This window comes from Eubacterium sulci ATCC 35585 (assembly GCA_001189495.1).
Lineage (GTDB): Bacteria > Bacillota > Clostridia > Peptostreptococcales > Anaerovoracaceae > Eubacterium_B > Eubacterium_B sulci.
The window spans coordinates 1596034-1619028 of sequence record CP012068.1 but is presented as its reverse complement, the minus strand read 5'-3'; the positions used below and the strand labels follow the sequence as shown (position 1 = coordinate 1619028).

At 40.3% G+C, this 22995-nt stretch carries 24 protein-coding genes, 1 tRNA gene and 1 pseudogene; 25 read left to right on the top strand and 1 reads right to left on the bottom strand.

What is annotated here, in order from left to right:
- Positions 1 to 6 precede the first annotated feature (6 nt).
- From ADJ67_07580 to ADJ67_07480, 21 genes and pseudogenes are all read left to right on the top strand, one after another.
- Positions 7 to 83: transfer RNA gene (locus tag ADJ67_07580), tRNA-Thr, on the top strand.
- Positions 84 to 119: 36 nt separating this feature from the next.
- Positions 120 to 1313, top strand: coding sequence for an elongation factor Tu (gene tuf / locus ADJ67_07575; protein ID AKT47494.1), 1194 nt, complete (start codon positions 120 to 122; stop codon positions 1311 to 1313).
- Between the two features lie 119 nt (positions 1314 to 1432).
- Positions 1433 to 2299 (top strand): membrane protein, encoded by an 867-nt coding sequence (locus tag ADJ67_07570; protein ID AKT47493.1) that lies wholly within the window; start codon positions 1433 to 1435, stop codon positions 2297 to 2299.
- A 535-nt stretch (positions 2300 to 2834) separates the two neighbouring features.
- A pseudogene (locus ADJ67_07565) lies at positions 2835 to 3629 on the top strand (hypothetical protein).
- A 200-nt stretch (positions 3630 to 3829) separates the two neighbouring features.
- Positions 3830 to 3979 carry a 50S ribosomal protein L33 gene (rpmG, locus tag ADJ67_07560; protein ID AKT47492.1) on the top strand — a complete coding sequence of 50 codons (150 nt, stop codon included), beginning with the start codon at positions 3830 to 3832 and terminating at the stop codon, positions 3977 to 3979.
- 10 nt (positions 3980 to 3989) lie between these two features.
- Positions 3990 to 4217: a hypothetical protein gene (locus tag ADJ67_07555; GenBank protein AKT47491.1), complete on the top strand. Its 228-nt coding sequence runs from the start codon at positions 3990 to 3992 to the stop codon at positions 4215 to 4217.
- 40 nt (positions 4218 to 4257) lie between these two features.
- Positions 4258 to 4812 carry an antitermination protein NusG gene (locus ADJ67_07550; protein ID AKT47717.1) on the top strand — a complete coding sequence of 185 codons (555 nt, stop codon included), beginning with the start codon at positions 4258 to 4260 and terminating at the stop codon, positions 4810 to 4812.
- A gap of 25 nt (positions 4813 to 4837) precedes the next feature.
- Positions 4838 to 5263 carry a 50S ribosomal protein L11 gene (locus ADJ67_07545; GenBank protein AKT47490.1) on the top strand — a complete coding sequence of 142 codons (426 nt, stop codon included), beginning with the start codon at positions 4838 to 4840 and terminating at the stop codon, positions 5261 to 5263.
- An 80-nt stretch (positions 5264 to 5343) separates the two neighbouring features.
- Positions 5344 to 6039, top strand: a complete 696-nt coding sequence (locus ADJ67_07540; protein ID AKT47489.1) for a 50S ribosomal protein L1 — start codon at positions 5344 to 5346, stop codon at positions 6037 to 6039.
- Positions 6040 to 6214: 175 nt separating this feature from the next.
- Positions 6215 to 6709 (top strand): 50S ribosomal protein L10, encoded by a 495-nt coding sequence (locus ADJ67_07535; GenBank protein ID AKT47488.1) that lies wholly within the window; start codon positions 6215 to 6217, stop codon positions 6707 to 6709.
- A gap of 44 nt (positions 6710 to 6753) precedes the next feature.
- On the top strand, positions 6754 to 7119 hold the full coding sequence (gene rplL, locus ADJ67_07530) for a 50S ribosomal protein L7/L12 (GenBank protein AKT47487.1): 366 nt from the start codon (positions 6754 to 6756) through the stop codon (positions 7117 to 7119).
- Between the two features lie 99 nt (positions 7120 to 7218).
- The gene (locus tag ADJ67_07525; protein ID AKT47486.1) at positions 7219 to 7842 is read left to right on the top strand and encodes a hypothetical protein; all 624 of its coding nucleotides are present in this window, start codon (positions 7219 to 7221) and stop codon (positions 7840 to 7842) included.
- The gene (locus ADJ67_07520) at positions 7835 to 8317 is read left to right on the top strand and encodes a hypothetical protein (GenBank protein AKT47485.1); all 483 of its coding nucleotides are present in this window, start codon (positions 7835 to 7837) and stop codon (positions 8315 to 8317) included. Before ADJ67_07525 ends, ADJ67_07520 begins: the two co-directional genes overlap by 8 nt.
- A gap of 2 nt (positions 8318 to 8319) precedes the next feature.
- Positions 8320 to 8868 carry a hypothetical protein gene (locus tag ADJ67_07515; GenBank protein ID AKT47484.1) on the top strand — a complete coding sequence of 183 codons (549 nt, stop codon included), beginning with the start codon at positions 8320 to 8322 and terminating at the stop codon, positions 8866 to 8868.
- 119 nt (positions 8869 to 8987) lie between these two features.
- Positions 8988 to 9623 (top strand): CAAX protease, encoded by a 636-nt coding sequence (locus ADJ67_07510; protein AKT47483.1) that lies wholly within the window; start codon positions 8988 to 8990, stop codon positions 9621 to 9623.
- A 120-nt stretch (positions 9624 to 9743) separates the two neighbouring features.
- Positions 9744 to 10019, top strand: a complete 276-nt coding sequence (locus ADJ67_07505; protein AKT47482.1) for a hypothetical protein — start codon at positions 9744 to 9746, stop codon at positions 10017 to 10019.
- 51 nt (positions 10020 to 10070) lie between these two features.
- Entirely contained in the window at positions 10071 to 10376 is a 306-nt protein-coding gene (locus ADJ67_07500) for a hypothetical protein (protein AKT47481.1), read from the top strand.
- Positions 10366 to 12024, top strand: a complete 1659-nt coding sequence (locus ADJ67_07495) for a hypothetical protein (GenBank protein ID AKT47480.1) — start codon at positions 10366 to 10368, stop codon at positions 12022 to 12024. The genes ADJ67_07500 and ADJ67_07495 overlap by 11 nt, the downstream gene beginning before the upstream one ends.
- The gene (locus ADJ67_07490; protein AKT47479.1) at positions 12012 to 12425 is read left to right on the top strand and encodes a hypothetical protein; all 414 of its coding nucleotides are present in this window, start codon (positions 12012 to 12014) and stop codon (positions 12423 to 12425) included. The genes ADJ67_07495 and ADJ67_07490 overlap by 13 nt, the downstream gene beginning before the upstream one ends.
- A gap of 273 nt (positions 12426 to 12698) precedes the next feature.
- Positions 12699 to 12935 (top strand): hypothetical protein, encoded by a 237-nt coding sequence (locus ADJ67_07485; protein ID AKT47478.1) that lies wholly within the window; start codon positions 12699 to 12701, stop codon positions 12933 to 12935.
- Positions 12923 to 13345: a hypothetical protein gene (locus tag ADJ67_07480; protein AKT47477.1), complete on the top strand. Its 423-nt coding sequence runs from the start codon at positions 12923 to 12925 to the stop codon at positions 13343 to 13345. Before ADJ67_07485 ends, ADJ67_07480 begins: the two co-directional genes overlap by 13 nt.
- Before the next feature lie 248 nt (positions 13346 to 13593).
- Here ADJ67_07480 and ADJ67_07475 read toward each other — a convergent pair whose 3' ends face one another.
- Positions 13594 to 13902, bottom strand: coding sequence for a hypothetical protein (locus ADJ67_07475; protein ID AKT47476.1), 309 nt, complete (start codon positions 13900 to 13902; stop codon positions 13594 to 13596).
- A gap of 232 nt (positions 13903 to 14134) precedes the next feature.
- Here ADJ67_07475 and ADJ67_07470 point away from each other — a divergent pair, with 232 nt between their 5' ends.
- From ADJ67_07470 to ADJ67_07455, 4 genes are all read left to right on the top strand, one after another.
- Entirely contained in the window at positions 14135 to 17818 is a 3684-nt protein-coding gene (locus tag ADJ67_07470) for a DNA-directed RNA polymerase subunit beta (GenBank protein AKT47475.1), read from the top strand.
- Between the two features lie 17 nt (positions 17819 to 17835).
- Complete coding sequence (locus tag ADJ67_07465; GenBank protein AKT47474.1) at positions 17836 to 21720, top strand: DNA-directed RNA polymerase subunit alpha/beta'; 3885 nt, start codon at positions 17836 to 17838, stop codon at positions 21718 to 21720.
- A 122-nt stretch (positions 21721 to 21842) separates the two neighbouring features.
- Positions 21843 to 22259: a 30S ribosomal protein S12 gene (locus ADJ67_07460; protein ID AKT47473.1), complete on the top strand. Its 417-nt coding sequence runs from the start codon at positions 21843 to 21845 to the stop codon at positions 22257 to 22259.
- A 261-nt stretch (positions 22260 to 22520) separates the two neighbouring features.
- Positions 22521 to 22991 carry a 30S ribosomal protein S7 gene (locus tag ADJ67_07455; GenBank protein AKT47472.1) on the top strand — a complete coding sequence of 157 codons (471 nt, stop codon included), beginning with the start codon at positions 22521 to 22523 and terminating at the stop codon, positions 22989 to 22991.
- The last annotated feature ends 4 nt before the right edge of the window (positions 22992 to 22995 follow it).

The following is a 22995-nucleotide window of genomic DNA, read 5'->3' as shown; positions in this document are numbered from 1 at the left end:
GCATACGCTGCTGTAGCTCAGTCGGTAGAGCACTTCATTGGTAATGAAGAGGTTCGGCAGTTCAATTCTGCTCAGCAGCTCCAGATTAAATTTGTTGTTATGAATAAGGAGAGGGAATAATGGCAAAACAGAAATTTGAAAGAAACAAACCACATATCAATATCGGTACAATCGGACACGTAGACCACGGTAAGACAACACTTACAGCTGCGATCACAACAACACTAAACCAGAGATATGGACTAGGTGAGAAGGTTGAGTTCGACAAGATCGATAAGGCACCAGAAGAGAAGGAAAGAGGAATCACAATCTCAACATCACACGTTGAGTATGAGACACCAAACCGCCACTACGCGCACGTTGACTGCCCAGGCCACGCTGACTATGTAAAGAACATGATCACAGGTGCTGCACAGATGGACGGAGCTATCCTAGTAGTAGCAGCAACAGATGGACCAATGCCACAGACAAGAGAGCACATCCTTCTATCAAGACAGGTAGGCGTACCATACATCATCGTATTCCTAAACAAGTGCGATATGGTAGATGACGAAGAACTTCTAGATCTAGTAGAGATGGAAGTAAGAGAACTACTATCAGAGTATGACTTCCCAGGAGATGACACACCAATCATCAGAGGATCAGCGCTTAAGGCACTAGAAGATCCAGCAAGCGAGTGGGGAGACAAGATTGTAGAGCTATTCGAAGCAGTAGATAGCTACATCCCAGAACCAGAAAGAGATAACGATAAGCCATTCCTAATGCCAGTAGAGGACGTATTCTCAATCACAGGAAGAGGAACAGTAGCAACAGGAAGAGTTGAGAGAGGCGTACTAAAGGTTGGTGAGGAAGTAGAAATCATCGGACTCACAGAAGAGAAGAGAAAAGTAGTAGTAACAGGTCTAGAGATGTTCAGAAAGCTTCTAGATGAGGCAGAGACAGGAGACAATGTAGGAGCACTACTAAGAGGTGTACAGAGAAACGAAATCGAAAGAGGACAGGTTCTAGCAGCACCAGGAACAATTCACCCACATACAAAGTTCAAGGGACAGGTATACGTACTAAAGAAGGAAGAAGGCGGAAGACATACACCATTCTTTAACGGATACAGACCACAGTTCTACTTCAGAACAACAGACGTAACAGGAGACCTAAAGTTACCAGAAGGAACAGAGATGTGCATGCCTGGAGATAACGTAATCATGGAGATTGATTTGATCACACCAATCGCTATCGAAGAAGGCCTAAGATTCGCTATCAGAGAAGGTGGCAGAACAGTAGGTTCAGGTGTTGTAACAGAGATTATCGAGTAATAGGTCAAATTACAAGTAGACATAAGATGCCGGCACAACAGTGCCGGTATTTTTTCGGAGAGGCTAATTTAATAGTCTAAATCAAAGCTATTTCATGTAAGTATAAGAGAGGTGTTAGTATGAATAAGATAGAAAAAAGAGATATACAAAGGATATCTGTCGACATTCTCTTCGATATCATAGGTGGTATCTTTATAGCCTTAGGTGCATATAATTTTGCTGCTGCGTCACATTTCCCGCTCGTTGGATTTACAGGTATAGCTTTGATATTTAACCACATGTTTGGACTTCCAATAGGTGCGGTGACCATTGCGCTTAACATCCCGGTTGCCTTGCTTTGCTACAAGATACTTGGCAAAAGATATTTCTTTAATTCAATCAAGTCTCTGATTATAACATCAGCGATAATTGACTATATTGCACCTAGATTTCCAATCTATTCAGGGGATACAATGCTAGCTGCAATATGCACTGGAGTGTTCTCGGGAATCGGATACGCTTTGATTTATATGAGAAACTCATCAACTGGTGGTGCGGACTTCATAATACTTAGCATCAAAGCAAAGAAACCGTACATGACTATAGGTAAGATTTCATTTATAATGGACTGCTTGATTGTAATGCTCGGCGTAGCTGTCGTATCAAGAAGCATAAACGGTCTGATTTACGGAATCATAATAAGCTATATAATATCTGTAGTAATCGACAAGTTCCTATTTGGTCTGACATCAGGAAAGATGGCTTTGATAGTCACCGATAAGCCTAGCGAGGTTGCGGAGAAAATAGATGCAGTAATAGATAGAGGTGCGACCTTCCTCAAAGCGAAGGGAAGCTATTCTGAGGAAGATAAGTCGGTGGTTATGTGTGCTTGCGGAAACAAGCAGGCATTTCAGCTAAGTGAAATCCTTAAGGAGACTGACCCTAAGGCATTTATGATTATAGTAGAATCACATGAGGTGTTTGGAGAAGGCTTTAGAGTAAAATAGCAGATTTTATCTAAGGTTAATTTGCTGTCTAATTGAGCAAATCTATTGGTGAACAAAGGGAACCAGTGTATATAATCTTATTTTTCCATATTTAGCTATACACCTCGACAAAGTAAAAGCTGGGATGTAAAATTATAGAGCAAGGAAAATAAATAATAGAAGAGAGAAGAAAATGGAAGAAGCTAGAACGCATCGTAGAAGAACAGTAACAAAGTCGCCACTAGGTAAATTTACACGGCTTTTATCAAGACTCTATTTGCTTGTGACCCTGATTTTCATGGGCCTGCTTTGTTATTCTCAGTTTTTGACTACTAAGACGCTGATTATAGTAGCAGCTACACTTTTTGTGGCCTTCCTTTTGATATTTCCAGCACTTCATTCGTATAGATTTAAGAAATCGAGAAAGTTTATATGCATACTTCTCGCTTTGATTATGGGCGGGTCCATGTGCGTGGCAAGCGTGTACATTGTAAATACGCTCTTGTTCTTTGATAAGATAACATCAGACTCGTCAGGTAAGGATAGAGCTGAGGCTAAACGCGTAGACGTAAGTGAGGAACCGTTTAATATCTTGATAACAGGACTTGATGTCGAGGGAGATATTTCTCAGAGCTCAAGATCTGACGTTAATATGATAGTCACAGTTAATCCAAAGACGAGGAAGATTCTTTTGACGTCAATACCAAGAGATTTCTACATAGAATACCCTGATGTCGAAGGTGAATACGATAAGCTTACACATAGCGGTATCTATGGAGCAGATGAAACAGTTGCTTCTGTTGAGAAACTCACTGGACTTGAGATGAACTATTATGTCAAGGTAAACTACTCTACAGTTAAGAGTATGGTGAATTCGATTGGCGGAATAGATGTGAACTCTGACTTTGATTTCGAGACACATGGACAGGCCTACTACAAGTTTGTTAAGGGATATAACCACATGAACGGAGAAGAGGCACTTGCCTTTGCTAGAGAGAGGAAGTCCTTTGAGGATGGAGATTTCCAGAGAAATAGAAATCAGCAAAAGGTGATGAAAGCCATGATCAAAAAGGTGACTTCGCCTAAAGTGCTCCTTCTAAAGTATCCAGATATCTTGAATTCTGTTAAGAGCTATATGGAAGTAAATATGAATTCTTCTGATATAAAGGCGCTAGTAAGAATGCAGAGCTCGGGACTAAAGGGATGGACGGTCACAACTCAGAACATGAAGGGCGATATCGACCTTAAGCCATGCTATGCGCTTGGTGGGGAATACGCGTCTGTAGTAGTTCCTGATAGCGAAAGCGTAAATAAGGCAGTAGATAAAATCAGTGAGGTAATGTCTGAATAACCAGGTTAGCCTCGGTAATAATCGCTAAATAGTAATGTACGCTAAGATAGGACAATGTAATTTTCAAGTTTTTTTGGAAATGGTTTGACATTGACAAGTGCTTAGGGTACAATTAATAGGCAACTTTATGCTTAGACATTCAGGGCCGGAGCTAAACGGCTCTGAATTTGAGTATTTAATAAACGAAAGGACATAAAGATATGAGGGTTAAGGTTACACTTGCGTGTACAGAGTGCAAGCAGAGAAACTACAATACCATGAAGAACAAGAAAAACGATCCTGATAGAATCGAACTTAAGAAGTATTGTAAGTTCTGCAAGAAGGAAACACTACACAAGGAAACGAAGTAAGGAGGCGGCGATGGCTACAGCTAAGAATGCAAATACACCGCGCAAGCAAAGTCTAGGTGAATACCTTAAGGGCGTTAGGAAAGAGATGGGAAAGGTTGTATGGCCTACTCGTAAGGAACTTGGCGCTTACACTGTTGTTGTGGCGGCAACATGTGCTGTATGTGCACTTGGATTTTGGCTTGTAGACCTAGGAGTTCTAGCTCTTCTTAAGAATATCCTTGGCGTAACTATGAATTAATTGTCAAAGAAGGTGCAAAATGTCAGATTCAGAAAAAAACATACTTTCACCTTTAGAGGAAGAAGGTCTTAGAGGTGATGGCAATGCCAAGTGGTATGTCGTACACACTTATTCAGGTCATGAGAACAAGGTAAAAGTAAATATCGAAAAAATGGTCGAGAATCGTGGCATGCAGGATTTGATTCTTGATATCGTAGTACCAACGGAAGACAGAGTTGAAATCAAAGAAGGCCAAAGAAAGATTAAGACCAAAAAAATGTTTCCGGGATACGTCATCATTAAGATGATCGTAAATAACGAGTCCTGGTATCTTGTACGTAACACACAAGGCGTAACAGGATTTGTTGGTCATGGCTCGAACCCTATCCCGCTAACCGATACAGAGGTTGCGAGAATGGGAATCGAAAAGGTTTATATCGATCTGGATGTCGAGGTCGGTGACACAGTACGCGTTATCAGCGGACCATTTGAGAGCTTCATGGGTGAGGTTCTTGATATCAGCAAAGAGAAACAAATACTTACTGTCAGAGTTTCGATGTTTGGTAGAGATACTCCGGTTGAACTTGAGTTCGGCCAGGTAGATAAAATCCTATAGAATTCTATAGAGAAAGGAGAAACACATGGCTAAGAAAATAACAGGCTACATTAAGTTGCAGATTGAAGCAGGCAAGGCTAATCCAGCGCCACCAGTAGGTCCGGCACTAGGTCAGCACGGTGTAAACATCATGGACTTTTGTAAGCAGTTCAATGCAAAGACACAGGATCAGCCAGGAATGATCATTCCAGTAGTAATCACTGTTTATGCGGACAGAAGCTTTTCGTTCATTACAAAGACACCACCAGCAGCAGTATTGCTAAAGAAAGCAGCCGGATTGGCTTCAGGTTCAGGAGAACCAAACAAGACAAAGGTTGCAAAGCTTTCAAGAGCACAGGTAGAAGAAATCGCAAAGACAAAGATGCCAGATCTTAACGCAGCTAACCTAGAATCAGCTACAAGCATGATTGCAGGAACAGCAAGAAGTATGGGAATCGTTGTCGAAGACTAATTTTCTGGGAGGTCAGTAGGTTGTGCAAGAAAATGCAACCTAAGCGCAAGCAGGCCGATAGAACCAGCAGGAGGTAAAATATGCCAAAGAGAGGTAAGGGCTACAAGAACGTAGCAGAGAAAGTAGATAGAGCTACTTTATACGATGTACCTGGCGCTATGGCTAAGGTCGTAGAGACAGGACATGCAAAATTTGATGAAACAGTAGAAGTCCACATCAGACTTGGTGTAGACGGAAGACACGCTGACCAGCAGGTAAGAGGAGCACTTGTACTTCCACACGGAACAGGTAAGGAAGTAAAGGTTCTCGTTTTCGCTAAGGGTGCTAAGGCAGAAGAGGCGGAAAAGGCTGGAGCAGATTATGTAGGAGCAGATGAACTCGCTCAGAAGATCCAGAGTGAAAACTGGTTTGACTTCGATGTAGTAGTTGCTACACCGGACATGATGGGTGTTGTAGGTAAGCTAGGACGTGTACTCGGACCTAAGGGACTTATGCCAAACCCAAAATCAGGAACAGTTACAATGGACCTAGAGAGAGCATTGGCTGACATTAAGGCAGGTAAGGTTGAGTACCGTTTGGATAGACAGAACATCGTTCACACTATCATCGGTAAGAAATCATTCGGTCCAGAGAAACTACAGGAGAACTTCAAGGCACTAATCGAAGCTATTATCAAGGCTAAGCCAGCTACAGCAAAGGGTCAGTACATGAAGAGCATCTCAGTTTCCACAACAATGGGACCTGGAATCAAGGTTAACCCTGCAATTCTTGACTAAGCTCAAATTTAGTAATTTAATATTGAGAACTAAACCGTAGACAGCAGGTGTCGAAAGACTTAATTTCCTGCCGAGGTACAATACATAGATATTGACCCCGTCTACAAAATGATGGGGTTTTTTGTTGAGTACCGCATGCTATTCGCAATGTACACATTGCAGAAAGGAGAACTAAATGTCAGACGTAGCAAAACAACAGAAACAGCTAGTAATCGACGAGATTAAAGCTAAACTTGACGGAGCACAGTCTGCAATCCTTGTTGATTACATGGGAATCACAGTAGAGCAGGCAGACAAGATGAGAAGAGCTCTTCGTGAGGCAGATGTCGACTACACTGTATATAAGAATACTCTCGTAAAGAGAGCAATCGAAGGAACAGACTTCGAGTCATTGAAGGACCACCTTGCAGGACCAAGCGCTATTGCAATCAGCAAGACTGATGCAACAGCTCCAGCAAGAACACTTAACGGTCTAATTAAGGAAATCCCAGCAGTAGAATTCAAGGCAGGTGTTGTAGAAGGAACATTCTATGACAAGGCAGGCGTTGAAGCTATCGCTAACATTCCTTCAAGAGATGAGCTTATTGCTAAGTTCATGGGAAGCATTCAGTCACCAGTTTCAACATTTGTTAGAACACTTCAGGCTGTTGCTGATGCAAAAACAGAATAGTATTTAAAGTAAAATCAACATTATAAAATAAAAGGAGAATAATAATGGATAAGGATAAGATCATAGAAGCCATCAAAGGTATGACAGTACTAGAGCTAAATGAGCTCGTTAAAGCATGTGAAGAAGAGTTCGGCGTATCTGCTGCTGCTCCTGTAGCTGTAGCTGGTGCTGTAGCTGGTGGAGATGCTGGCGCTGAGCAGACAGAGTTCAACGTTGTACTTGCAGAAGTAGGTGCAGAGAAGATTAAGGTTATCAAGGTTGTAAGAGAAATTACAGGTCTTGGACTTAAGGAAGCTAAGGCTCTTGTAGACGGAGCTCCTGGCGTTCTAAAGGAAGGCGTTGAGAAGGCTGAAGCTGATGCAATGAAGGCTCAGCTTGAGGAAGTTGGCGCAAAGGTAGAACTTAAATAGTTCTAGGCTCGACTAAATATCTCGGGCTTTGGTTGAAACCAATTTCAATGGGAGCTGCTTATTATAGTGGCTCCCTTTTGTTTTACGGAGGGGAATATTATGACACAGCAGAGTATTGCAAAAAAGGGAATAGCAATTAACGGAGCACTTATCATAGCAACAGTTATTGCATTTATACTTGTAAGAATAACAAACTACATAATAGAGTATTCATATACAGATACAAATATTGCATTTATATTTAATTTACAGCGTTTCACATTCATTGGACTTGAGGTTATCTCAGCGGTTGCTATCGTACTAGCAATTGTACTTTTCATAAAAAGCAACATGAAGATGATGGGATTCATCTTGCTAGCTGTATCAGCAGGTGTCGCTTTGGTACTAGCGCTGAACTATGTGGTTCTCGGAATCATAACATGGGTTCTATCAGGACTTTCAATCAGCATGCTAAGAAAAGTTGGTGCTGAAAGTGAGTTCGAAAGAGGACTAAATTCAAGAAATTCAATGCACCAGTTTACTACTGCAAACCCAAATAACAGCTTTAATAACATAAACAATCAGAATGCTGCACCAGCGCCTACAGCTACACCAGTTGCAGAGCAGGCGTCAGAGACTGACCCAGTAACACCAGTAGAGGAGGCTCCGGTAGCACCTGTGACAGAAGCCCCAGTAGAAAATACAGCTTCTGTTGATGGCACAGAGAATACAATAAATGAATAATATTGATTCAAAGTTTTTTTCGAATATAGATGCATCAAAGAGAGTTACAAGGCTTGCAGGTGCGTATATAACTATTAGTATACTTAGGGTTCTCTTGTATATTGGATTTAAGATCTTTTCTGAAGATATATTCTTTGTGCAGGGTGGCTTTATGTATGTTGATCTAGATATGCTTGGCTTATCTAGTATAGTTTCACTGATTATATATGGATTATGCACTGTTGTGATAATCCTAGTATCGGCTATACTGCTGGCATCAAACTTCAAACTCATAACAGAAGATGCAAAGGAACTTAAGCAAAGCAGGCGCATGTGGGTATACCTAACTGTGATGATTGCAGATATACTAATCTCAGTTGGATTTGCATGCTCAGTGATATTGATTGGAGCCTTCGCTTTGGTTATGATCGCGATGTCAGCTGTGGAAATAAGTACTTTTGTATGGCTAATTGTAGCCCGAAGAAATGAGGAGTAGTAATGAGCAATTTTGTAGACGGTGAAGTTAGAATCTCAGAGCCGCTTAACTTAGTTTCAATTGCTCTTGGCGGTGTCCTTGGTGAAAAGGCGGGAACCCGTGTTTCAAGGGTACGCCTCGATAAAGCAGGAATAAAGAGATATCAAAAAACGGAAGAGGGGAAATGCCTAAAACCTTTTTTGATTGCTACATCAAGCATAGAACTTGATCTCAGACAGTCTCTGAGGACTGAATCAGTTTTGAGATATCGCTTGGGAAAGACCGGATGGGGGAATCCTATATTTGTACTACTGATGGTAGAGTGCGTTATCTTTTTGGTACTTGGTATAGCAATGGGCGTGATGCTAGAATTTCTAATGATGACTGTGGTAATATCTGCATTTGCAGCTGTTATAGGATTGTATGCAGCAGGTTATATATATTTACTAAGAAAAAATATCGAGAAAAATTTTCATAAGAACTTTCTTCCAAGACTTGACCGATATATAGATATTGTAAGATTGAAGCAAATGGAAGATGGAACATATCAAGATGAGTCGGAAGAAGACTAATTGACCTTAAAATGCAGCTTGCCAGAATGTTAAGCTTTGGCTTGCTGCTTTTGTATTTGTCGTATGTTTTATTGCTTGCAATTGATATCAAATGTTAAAATTAACTTGGAGCATGTAGTATGGATAGTAAGTACATAAAATCAAATATCTTCCCGATTATTGTGGAAAGCTTATTTATATTAGCGTGCTTGTTCTTTCGAAAATATTGTATATATATATTTTTTTTATTTTATATAGCACTGGCAGTATATTTCAAGCAGAGAAAAGATTTTTCAATCAAAGAATGGTTGAATTCCGTAAAAAAAGGACGCATTTTTTGGAAGCAAGTTCTGCTTACAATACTGTTCTGCGCTCATGCTTTTGCATTTACAAACGTCTTATCTAATATATTTCCACAACTTAATAACGGAATGATTAAGTTAAGAGTAAATAATTGGTTCAAGCTTATTCTATTTACATTTTCTACAATAATCCTACCACCAATTGTAGAAGAAAGTTTCTACAGGAAGAATCTCATATCATTCAAAAACAGAAGAATATTGGTTTTAACAACTCTTTTTAGTATGTTTTTATATGCTTTGGAACATGCACTTGCAATTTGGGGAATATTTCTATGTATGATATGGGCTTTGCCATTAAGCATTTCCTATATTAAAACTAAGAATATATATGTTGTGATGACCGCACATTTTATATGTAACATTGTTGTAAACGGTATGGCGATTGTAAAGTTATGTTTTTTTCTACTACATTGATAACTAAGACTAGTGTGATGGAACCGAAGTAACAAGTGGTTGATAAAGAGAATATATCTATAAAAAAAGTATATTGCATGATATAATACGATAAATAAGGTTTTCTTAAACGGAGATAATATGAGTAAGAATATAAAATTAGATTCCAGTTATGATGATTTTCTGAAAAAAAATAAGTCAAATATTAGTGATTTTACTTCCTTGAATTTTGATAATGACGATTATTCTCATTTATCTGTGAAATCTAATATGAGTAAAACAGAGGATATGTTAAATCAAATTTATCGTAAGTATCAAGACATAGCTCGTGTTGATGCGAGCAATTTTGCAAAGCTTGGGAAACAGTTTAAAGATTTAGATGAAGAAATTGCAAGAGATTTAGATAATACAAATTAGTGAATGAATTTTGCGTAGGTATTATAGGTATTAAAAGAGGGCTTAGGTAGTATGGACAAGTTAGAACAACAGATTGAAGATTTAGACACATTGATAAAGAGCTGTAAGAATGAGTTCGATGATATGGAGAAGCAAAGATTTCATCGCTTAAATCGGATTGACGAAGAAGCTTATAGATTCAGTACAGATAGAAACATAACTGCGAAACTTGATGAGCAGCGTAGTTTGGAGAGAAACATAAGGTATGAACAAGATGAGGTGCTGAACTCGTTACTACATTATCGCAGGAAATTATTCAATGAGAAGGAAGAAACAGAATACAACCAACGGCGAGAGGGTGTGAGCAATGGGGCTTAAAGTTGATCCCAAACTAATTCAGGCAGAAGCCAAAAGTATAACAGACAATGCAAATAAATACTATTCCTTAGTAAGCGGTATAAGAGATTCAATGAACTTTCTTGTAACAAACAGTACATCCGAAGGATTAGCTATTTCGGCTGCGAAAAATCAGGCTCATGCACATATAATTGCAATCGATTATTTCGAACATATTTCGGTAGAAATCCTTATGCAATACCAGAAGCTTGTAACAGCGATTTCTAATAATGAAATCACTGAGCAGCTTGATGAAGATGAGCTAAGGGCATTAATTAACCAAAAGCAGGAAGACTATCACTTCTATGATAGCATGGTCGATAATATAAGGACGATACAACGGAATTTTGAATTCTGTTCATCAGTATTTGATTTACTCAAAAGTCACTACAAAGCGGCTCGAGACAATGCTCTTTCGTTAAAGAAAGATTATGAGAAAAAGCTCAGTAACCTTATTAATTTGGAAAAAGCTAGCAGTTCGTATTATTCCTCAGTTAATACGATGATCAAGAAACAGAATATGTTACTATATGACCTATCTATCGCCGGGGCTAAAGGCAAATTTCCTAAAACGAAGCTTGCAAATGCACTATCAATATATTCAGCAATTCGAGACCATAACATAGATCCGAATAAGTTGTTATTTTGTAAGGATGCGAGTGGTAAAAAAGTAATATCTGTGGAAGCGATTGGGCTGTTTGCAGATACCGAGAAGAAAAATATGTCTCCGCTCCAGCTTTCTATGTATAACTATATTATTAATCATATACACTCAAGTAAATGTACGACTCATGATTTGGATAATATTATTGAGGGATATTATGGACAGGAAATTAGAACAAAAAGGGGTGATAGTATAGTTTCACTCAGGCAGCTCAAAAAATCTGCACCGAACCTCGTTTCAGACTTAAATGAAAACCTAACTAAGTTAACTAAGAACGGTAAATCAAATAATAAATTGGTCGAAATAACCGAGTTTGTAAATACCGTTTTTAAAGAAACAGAGGTGACCAAAGTCGGACAAGTTAAATACCATAATGGATATTCAATAAAGATTCATACCTATCGATATGAATATGGAGCTTGGAAATATGAAAATGGTGTTGCTCATAGTTCGACTAGAGCAGTAAGCTGTACAAAAGATATTACGGTGCATACCTTCGGAAAAGGACTTGTAGGTGCATGGGAATACAAGAATGCGGTACTGGGAGACTATATATCTAAAAATAAATTTTCTACAAGAAAAATAATGGCGAAGACAGGACTTAATCTTGCACAAGATTATATTTCTATCCCGGGACTTTCTTCGCTTATGGATTTTGCTAGCGATATGAATAATGACTATAATGCTAGAATTCTTGCAGAAAATATAATTAAAGTTGAATTAGCAACAACAACAGATTCATATGTCACTCAAGTTAATGATGAGTGTGTCATAAGATTTGGACCAAATACAGAAGCTGTTATGAGATATATGGATAATAAAGGCTATCCATTAAAAGGCTCAATGAAAGATAATATTGAAAGTTTAAGAAAATATGGTAAGCACAGAAATAAAGATTCAACTGTACTTGTTGTCAAAGATATTATTAATGGATTAGATAAAGGAGGTTACAAATGGATAGACTAAATAATAGGTTTGCTTTAGTTATTTGCGTTTCTATATTTTTCTCACTAACTTCACTTTTTTATATATACAAAACATCGAATTTTATTTATGCTAAACAATATATAATTCAAGTAGACATGAATATGTACTTATTGAGCCTTGACTGTCAAGTTTCAGAGTTTGAAATAATCAATGGGGAGATCATCTACAGTGTAAAAACGGGACCCAACACTAATGAGATTATAAAATATCTAAACAGTGAAGGTTATCACATATCAATTAAAGAGAAAAATAATAAAGCGAAACAGCTGATTGACTTTCAAAAGGATTATCGTGCTAAACACAGAATCAAAGGTAAGTTCAAGGATATTAGCGAGAATATACGGATTGATATGAAAGCCTCTGGATACCAATGGAGATGACCTTGTTTTTTAAAATCTATAGCTGTTTACGTTTTACAAGGGAGATTTAAGAAAATGAGCACTAAGCGAAAAATTATATTATGTGTACTTTTATTTATTAATATAGTATGTCTAGCATTTGTAGTGCGAAACTATCTAGAGTTGAAGAGCTTACATGAAGCGCTAGAAAGTATAGAAATCAAATAGTATTTAAGATTAATAATGAGAACACCATATTAGAATATTGGTAAAAATTAACGCAGGATACATTCAAACTTTTTTTAATGAATAAGGATGTATCCGTCGTTTTTTAGTACTGCATTAATTCAAGTAGAGAATAAAATAAAAGTCGGTAATGATGCTGTAATGAAATATATGAATGATAAAGGTTATCCTTTAGAAGGAACAATGAAGGAAAATATTGATAATATGATAAAATATGGTAAAGATATAAACAGAAACTCAACTGTACAGATTAGGGATCATATTATAAAAGAGCTTAGAGAAGGAGGCTACAAGTGGATAGATTAAATAAAAGATTTGCTTTAATTGTATTAGTTTCGATATTTATATCCATTTATTCGTGCTACTCCATACTTAGAATGAGTAATGCTATATATAATACAAAACTCTTAATCAATTTAGACATGAATATGTATTTATTGAGCCTTGACTGTCAAGTTTCAGAGTTTGAAATAAGAAATGGAGAGATCATCTACAGTGTAAAAATGGGGCCTAACACTAATGAGATTATGAAATATCTAAACAGTGAAGGTTATTACATATCAATTAAAGAAAAAAATAATAAAGCAAAACAGCTGATTGACTTTCAAAAATATTATCGTTCTAAAAACAATATAAAGGGAATGTATAAAGGTGTATATATTAGAGATAAGATACGCGAGGATATGACAAAAGCTGGATATCAGTGGGAATACTAACGAATATTGCGTGCATGTTGAGTTTTGTTACAAGGGAGATTTAAGAAAATGAGCACTAAGCGTAAATTTTCCATATGCCTCGCTACTTGGAAATACTGACCGTTGCCCCTTTAGTTTTTTTCACAGGCTCAATCAAATCATACCCTATGGAGAGATTTTTGCACCTACACGATAATTTAAAGTGCCGATTTAAAAGGCGACGTGCCGGAACGAGATATTCCGACGCGTCGCTTTTTTATGCGGTCTCTCTATTTTTTACTCTTTCTCTTGTAGTATTTTCTTTTAGAGCCTTCAAGCTTATTGCCAAAGAATAATCGGGTGCAGGTGCAGGTTTCTTCTGTTTGAGTTTTCTTGGAAAACAAACCGGATTGCTTTCCGTCAGCCCATATAACAAGACGTCCTGTATAAGCTTCCGCAAGCGCTATAACCGGAGCAAGCAGAGGGATAAATGCATAAGGAGCGTATTGTATAGGGGAAACTCCAAGCATCAATGTGTGGTGAGCACCGCATGATGTCCAAAGTATCATCGGGGACCATGCCTTAACATGATCAAACAAATTCGTCTCTGAAACACCTGCGGTAAGGTTAGTGGAATCTGAGAGAGGTGAAAATTTATCTCCCATAGCTGCGCCGGATATACACATACCGGTCGTTATTGCTGTACCTATAAAATGAATGTCAGGGGTTGATGTAAAATGAATGTCAAGTGGTTGACCTATTGATTTTATTGTGATAAAATAATAGACTGCCACACGAATGTAAACTGTTGAGACGTAAGGAGTGATGAAAATGCCAAAACCTATAGAAGTAGGTAGAAAAGAGCGTATGACCTTCTCTAAAATTAATGAAGTTAGTGAAATGCCTAACCTCATTGATATTCAGACAAAATCATACAAATGGTTCTTGGATGAAGGATTGAAGGAAGTATTTGAAGACATCTCCCCAATCAAGGATTATGCGAATAATCTCGTATTGGAATTCATTGATTATTCCCTAAGCGATCCCCCAAAGTACGAGCAGGAGGAGTGCAAGGAGAGAGATGTAACATACGCAGCACCACTGAAGGTAAGAGTTAGATTGGTTAACAAGGAAACTGGCGAAGTGAAGGAACAAGAAGTCTTCATGGGCGATTTCCCTTTGATGACCGAAAAAGGTACTTTCATATATAACGGTGCAGAGAGAGTTATTGTAACCCAGCTCGTGCGTTCACCTGGGCCATACTTCAGCGTCGAGACAGATAAATCGAATAGAAAGCTATATTCTTCACAGATTATACCTAACAGGGGTGCATGGTTAGAGTACGAAACCGATGCGGTAGAGACCCTTTCTGTTAGAGTTGACAGAACTCGTAAGCAGCCTCTTACAACTCTGCTAAGAGCTTTAGGTATCGCATCTGACAAGGAGATTATTGATATCTTTGGTCCAGATGAGAGACTTCTTAAGACACTTGAGAAGGATTCAACGACTGACTACGAGAGTGGACTAAGAGAGATATACAGGAGACTTAGACCTGGTGAACCACCTACAGTGGACAGCGCCAAGTCACTTTTGAATTCCCTATTTTTTGACCCTAAGAGATACGACCTCGCTAAGGTTGGAAGATATAAATACAATAAGAAATTAGGCCTGGCAAATAGATTGGTAGATGCAGTAGTGGCAGAAGATGTAATCGATCCAAGCACAGGTGAGATTTTGATTGAGAAGGATGGCAGAGTTTCAAGAACTCTTGCTAAGACTATAGAAGATGCAGGTGTTAACTATGTAATGGTTTACGCTATGCACGATGATTCTCATGAGAATGTGACAAAGGTAATAGGTAATAACTTCGTTGACATTAAGGGCTTTGTTGATTTTGATGTTACTGAGCTTGGCGTGGCTGAGAAGGTTTACTATCCTGTTCTCATGGAAATCCTAAACGAAAATGATGACGAAGAGGAAGTAAGACGTCAGCTTAGACTTCGCAGAGATGAGCTTTCACCTAAGAACATCATCATGGCTGATATTATCGCTTCAGTCAGCTATTTGCTGAACCTGAACTATGGTATAGGTGGAGTTGATGATATAGATCATCTCGGAAATAGAAGACTTAGAACTGTTGGAGAATTGCTTCAGAATCAGTTCAGAATCGGTCTTGCTAGAATGGAGAGAGTTGTTAAGGAGAGAATGACAATTCAGGATCTAGAGCTCGCTACACCTCAGGCTTTGATGAATATCAGACCTGTGACTGCTGCGATTAAGGAGTTCTTCGGAAGCTCACAGCTTTCACAGTTCATGGACCAGAACAATCCACTCGCAGAACTTACACATAAGAGAAGACTTTCAGCTCTTGGACCAGGTGGTCTGTCAAGAGAAAGAGCTGGCTTTGAAGTTAGAGACGTACACCATTCTCACTACGGAAGAATGTGTCCTATAGAGACTCCGGAAGGACCAAACATCGGTCTTATCGGTTCGCTTACAACATACGGAATTATCAATGAGTACGGATTCATTGAAACCCCATATAGAGTTGTTAAGAAGGGCGAGGGCATCGTAACTGAAGAAATCAGATATATAGATGCTGATGATGAAGAGCTAATGATTGTAGCTCAGGCTAATGAGCCTCTTGACGAAAACGGCAGATTTATCAATGCAAAGGTTGCAGCAAGAGGTAATGCTGGCGAAATCGCTATGTTCCCAAGAGAAGTTGTCGATATGATGGACGTATCACCTAAGCAGGTAGTTTCAGTAGCTACTGCTATGATTCCGTTCCTAGAAAACGACGATGCTAACCGTGCTTTGATGGGATCCAACATGCAGCGTCAGGCGGTTCCTCTACTCGTAACTGAGGCGCCATACGTTGGTACAGGAATGGAGTACAAGGCAGCTAGAGACTCTGGTGTTGTTTCACTTGCTAAGCATGCAGGAACAATCGAGTTTGTAGATGCTGATGAGATTCGTATTAGAAGAGATGACAATAACGAAGTAGACGAATACAAGCTACTCAAGTTCAAGCGTTCAAACCAGGGAACATGCATCAACCAGAGACCTATTGTTAGTCATGGCGAGCATGTTGAAGAGGGTGAAGTAATCGCTGATGGTCCTTCAACAGATCTAGGTGAAATTGCTCTAGGTAAGAATCTTTTGATTGGATTCATGACTTGGGAAGGCTACAACTACGAGGATGCTATCATCCTTAACGAAAGACTTCTTATGGACGATGTTTTGACATCACTTCATATCGTTGAATACGAGTCAGAGGCAAGAGATACTAAGCTCGGACCTGAAGAAATTACAAGAGATATTCCTAATGTCGGTGAAGACGCACTTAGGGACCTAGACGAGGATGGAATCATTCGCATAGGTGCTGAAGTAAACGCTACTGACATTCTGGTTGGTAAGGTTACACCTAAGGGAGAGAACGACCTGAGCGCAGAAGAGAGACTCCTAAGAGCTATCTTCGGCGAAAAGGCTAGAGAAGTAAGAGATACTTCTCTGAAGGTTCCACATGGTGAAACTGGTATAGTTGTTGATGTTAAAATCTTTACAAGAGAGAACGGGGATGAGCTAAATCCTGGCGTTAACAAGCTTGTAAGAGTATATATCGCAACAAAGAGAAAGATTAATGTCGGAGATAAGATGGCCGGCCGTCACGGTAACAAGGGTGTCATCTCAAGAATCCTACCGGAAGAGGATATGCCATTCATGGAGAATGGCAACAGCCTTCAGGTCATGCTGAATCCTTTGGGCGTACCTTCCCGAATGAACGTAGGACAGGTACTTGAGGTTCACCTTGGTCTTGCAGCAAAGACAAAGGGCTGGTACATCGCAACACCTGTATTTGATGGAGCATCTGAGAAGGATATTCGTGAGCTATTAGTAGATTGCGGATACTCTGAGACAGGTAAACTTAAGCTCAGAGACGGTAGAACAGGTGAATACTTTGATAATGCAGTAACTGTAGGATACATGTACATGCTGAAACTTCACCATCTTGTTGATGATAAGATTCACGCAAGAAGTACGGGTCCTTACTCACTCGTTACGCAGCAGCCTCTGGGTGGTAAAGCTCAGTTCGGTGGACAGCGTTTCGGAGAGATGGAAGTTTGGGCGCTAGAAGCATACGGCGCTGCATATACACTTCAAGAGATTCTTACTGTCAAGTCCGATGATATCGTCGGAAGAGTGCAGACCTATGAGTCAATCGTTAAGGGCGAGAATATTCCTGAACCAGGAATTCCTGAGTCCTTCAAGGTTCTCATCAAGGAAATGCAGTCACTTGCACTGGATGTAAGAGTTCTCGATGAAGACAACAAGGAATTGGAACTCAGGGAGTTCTCAGAGTACGAAGGACCTTCGGGAATCGACAGCATCATGGATGTTGACAATCGCATCGAGAATGAGCAGGAACTCTATTCTAAGGGATTCGGATTGAGCGAAGAAGGTCAAGAAGAGAGTGAAGAGGACTCAGCTGACCAATCAGATATAGAAATATAAGAAAGGGGCGCAGAGCTTTGACAGAAGTATCAAATAAGAAACCGAATAATTATGAATTAAATCATTTTGATTCGCTGCAGATTAAGCTTGCTTCAACAGATAAGATTTTAGAGTGGTCTCACGGTGAAGTAACAAAGCCAGAGACAATAAACTACAGAACTCTGAAACCAGAACGCGATGGCCTCTTTTGTGAACGCATCTTCGGACCTATGAAGGACTGGGAGTGCCACTGTGGTAAATACAAGAGAATCAGATATAAGGGTATAGTCTGCGACCGTTGCGGCGTAGAAGTTACAAAGGCTAAGGTAAGAAGAGAGAGAATGGGCCACATTGAACTTGCGGCTCCAGTTTCTCACATCTGGTACTTTAAGGGTATCCCTTCGAGGATGGGTCTTGTCCTAGACATTACTCCAAGAAATCTTGAGAAGGTGCTCTACTTTGCAGCTTACATCGTAACTGATCCAGGAGATACATCTTTAGCATACAAGGAAATCCTATCGGAAATCGAATATCGTGAGGCTAAGGAACAGTTCGGAGACAGATTCAAAGCAGCTATGGGTGCTGAGGCTGTTAGAACACTTCTTCAGAATATCGATATTGATGAGCTATCAGCTGATCTACGCGAAAAGCTTCAAGATGCAAGCGGACAGAAGAAGATTCGTATCGTTAGACGTCTTGAGGTTGTAGAAGCACTGAGACTTTCAGACAACAAGCCTGAGTGGATGATTATGGAAGTTGTTCCAGTAATTCCACCAGATCTTCGTCCAATGGTACAGCTCGACGGTGGCAGATTTGCAACATCAGATCTGAATGACCTTTACAGAAGAGTAATTAACAGAAACAACCGTCTCAAGAGACTTCTTGAACTCGGAGCGCCTGACATCATCGTCAGAAACGAGAAGAGAATGCTTCAAGAGGCAGTTGATTCACTAATAGATAATGGACGTCGTGGAAGACCTGTTACAGGACCTGGTTCAAGAGCGCTCAAGTCACTATCTGACATGCTCAAGGGTAAGCAGGGACGTTTCCGTCAGAACCTTCTTGGTAAGCGTGTAGACTACTCAGGACGTTCGGTTATCGTTGTAGGTCCAGAGCTAAAGTTCTACCAGTGCGGTCTTCCAAAGAAGATGGCGCTAGAGCTTTTCAAGCCTTTCATCATGAAGGAACTAGTAGCTCAGGGCTATGCACACAATATCAAAAATGCTAAGAAACTCGTAGAGAAGGTTAAGCCAGAAGTTTGGGACGTTCTCGAAGAGGTAATCAAAGAGCATCCAGTAATGCTCAACCGTGCGCCGACCCTTCACAGACTAGGTATTCAGGCATTTGAGCCAGTACTAGTAGAAGGTAAGGCAATCAAGCTTCATCCGCTCGTTTGTACGCCATTTAACGCAGACTTTGACGGAGACCAGATGGCTGTCCACGTACCGCTATCTGTAGAAGCACAGGCTGAGGCTAGATTCCTAATGTTGTCAGTTAACAACATTCTGGCACCAAAGGACGGCTCACCTATCACAGCACCTACACAGGATATGATTCTAGGTGCATACTACTTGACATATCCAGGTACAGCTCGCAAGGTTGAAGTCGTAAATGGTAAGGAACGTACAGTTTATGCTATGGACGAGTTCACAGATGTTAAGCTTTCTGAGGCTAACAAGGTAGCTGGCTTTGAGAGAATACCTGAAAAGGGTGACGGCAAGGTCTTCACAGATATGGATGAAATGATCATGGCATATCACGATGGAGTAGTAAACATTCACGCTAAGGTAAAGGTTAGAATGTTTGATGGTCCAGAAGATCTTCGCGGCGGACTAGTAGAGTCAACAGTAGGTAGATTCATATACAACCAGGGACTTCCACAGGACCTAGGTTACATAGACAGAAGCAAGGATCCATATTCACTAGAGGTTAACTTCCTCTGTGGAAAGAAGAAGCTAGGCGAGATAATCGACAAGTGCTTCAAGGTTCATGCAAACACAGGAACCGTTTTGATGCTTGACTACATCAAGTCTATGGGATACAAGTACTCAACAAAGGCTGCTGTTTCTATCGGTATCGATGACATGAAAATTCCTGACAGCAAGTGGGAAATCATCGAGGCTGCTCAGCAGGAAGTTGATAAGTACGAAAAGGCATATAGAGCAGGTCTTGTATCAAATTCAGAAAGATACGAGCAAATCATCAAAATCTGGAATAAGACAACAGATGACGTCGCAGACGCTTTGATGGATTCGCTAGAGCCTGCAAATAACCTAAATATCATGGCAACATCAGGAGCCAGAGGTAGTAAGAACCAGATCAGACAGATCGGTGGTATGCGTGGACTTATGGCGAACGCTACAGGACACACGGTAGAGATTCCTATCAAGGCTAACTTCCGTGAAGGTCTATCAGTACTCGAGTACTTTATTTCATCAAATGGTGCTCGTAAGGGTCTTGCCGATACAGCTCTTCGTACAGCCGATTCAGGTTACCTAACAAGAAGACTTGTAGACGTTTCACATAACGTAATCGTAAGAGATATAGATTGCGGAAGCACAGAGGGTGTCGAAGTAAGAGCGTTTGTGGATGGTAAGGAAATTATCGAACCGTTAAATCAGAGAATCGCGGGAAGAACTGCACTAAACGATATAGTTGATCCAAGAGATGGACGTGTTATCGTTAAAGCTAACGAGGAAATCGGCGATGATCAGTCACTAGAGGTAGTAGAAGCAGGTATTGAAGCTGTAACAATTAGATCAGCAATGACATGTAACAGTAAATCAGGTATCTGTGCTAAGTGCTACGGAAGAAACCTTGCGACAGGTGAGCATGTTAATATCGGTGAATCAATCGGTATCATAGCTGCTCAGTCAATCGGTGAGCCTGGTACACAGCTTACAATGAGAACCTTCCATACTGGTGGTGTCGCTGGATCTGATATTACACACGGTCTTCCTAGAGTAGAGGAGCTATTTGAGGCAAGAAAGCCAAAGGGACTTGCAGAAATCTGTGAGGAAGATGGTGTTGTCCGCGAAATCAAAGCTAGAACAGATAACAAGACAGAGGTTATCGTTCGAAGCGAAGAGGAAGGCGATAAGACCTACATCGTTCCTTACGGAGCTCGCCTTGCAGTAAAGGTTGGAGACGAAGTAAAGAAGGGTGGAAACATCACAAGTGGTCCGCTCAATCCACATGATATCATGAGACTGAACGGAGTAGAGGGTGTTTACCAGTACCTACTCAAGGAAGTTCAGCGTGTATATAAGAACCAGGGTGTAGACATCAACGATAAGCACATTGAGATTATCGCTAGCCAGATGCTATCAAAGTTCAAGATTGAAGATCCAGGTGATACAGATCTTCTCCCAGGTAGCATGTACACTAGACTGGAACTTGCAGAAGCTAACAGCAATGCTGAGGCTGAGGGCAAGGCACCAGCTAGCGGAAAGCGAGTTCTGCTCGGAATCACGAAGGCATCGCTTGCAACAAATTCGTTCTTGTCAGCGGCTTCATTCCAGGAAACAACAAGAGTGCTTACAGATGCTGCTATCAAGGGTAAGAACGATAAGCTACTCGGACTCAAGGAAAATGTTATCATCGGTAAGCTCATACCTGCAGGTACAGGTATGAAGAAGTACCGCAACATCAATCTTGATTACGGTGAGCATCAGGCTGACATCGACGAATACCTAAGCGAGGTTGAAGCGCAGAGAGAAGCTGAGAGAAGAGCTCGTGAGGAAGAAAAGAGTGTTCAGCAGATTAGACCACAGAGCGATGTGGAGCCAATCTTCGAGGAAATAGACGAAGATGAGAGCGTATCCGTTAACGAATACATTTCAAATCTTGAGGATATAGAAATCGGAGAAATCGCAAGTGAGACAGATTTCGAAGAACAGGTAGAAGCACCTGAAGAAGAATAGTTTCATCGCTTGCACATCGAGAAAATTTATGGTAGAATAAGGTTTGGTTTTCACTAAACTGGCCCTGATATTCATGAGGGTCAGTTTAGCTGTAAATAATATATCAAGGAAAGGAGAAATCAATGCCTACAATCAATCAATTAGTACGTCAGGGCAGAACAAGTGCTGTAAAGAAATCTACTGCACCAGCTCTCGGAAAGGGTATGAATGCTCTTAAGAGAACAGCAACAGATACTCATTCACCACAGAAGAGAGGCGTTTGCACATCTGTTAAGACAGTAACACCTAAGAAGCCTAACTCAGCTCTTAGAAAAGTTGCCAGAGTACGTCTAACTAACGGAATTGAGGTAACAGCGTACATTCCTGGAATCGGTCACAACCTTCAGGAGCACAGCGTAGTGCTTATCAGAGGTGGAAGAGTTAAGGACCTCCCTGGTGTAAGATATCACATCATCAGAGGAACACTCGACACAGCTGGAGTTAATGACAGAGGTCAGGCTCGTTCAAAGTACGGTGCCAAGAAACCAAAGAAAAAGTAAGTAAATTATTGATTCAAGCAATCGGGAACTAAGCCCTTGATATATTTTATATTGAGCGCCACGGCAAATAGCGTTTAGCGAATTTTGTCGAGTACCCCCGGACAGACTGAATGACCACAAGATTGCCGGGTCATCCAGAGTAATCGACCAGAGCACTTACGCTTTGAGTATCGGTGAAGAGAAGTCGTGCAATTAGTAGCATACCGCGAATGAGATATCGAAGTTTATATTTTGATGTTAATAAGCGAGGGAGGAAGAGAAGTGCCAAGAAAAGGAAACACACCAAAACGTATAGTACTTCCTGATCCAGTATACGGAAATCTTGTTGTAGCAAAGCTTATCAACAGTATCATGCTAGATGGTAAGAAGGGCGTAGCTCAGGCTATCGTTTACGGAGCTTTCGACAAGGTGAAGGAAATCACTGGTGAAGAACCATTGGAAGTATTTGATAAGGCAATGAACAACATCATGCCTGTTTTAGAAGTAAAAGCAAGAAGAATCGGTGGTGCGAACTATCAGGTACCTATTGAGGTTAGACCTGAGAGAAGACAGACACTTGCACTAAGATGGCTCACAGCAGCTGTTAGAGCAAGAGGCGAGAGAACCATGGCAGAGAGACTTGCAAAGGAACTGATTGACGCAGCTAACAGCACAGGCGCATCAGTTAAGAAGAAAGAAGATACACATAGAATGGCAGAGGCTAATAAGGCATTTGCACATTTCAGATGGTAGTTTG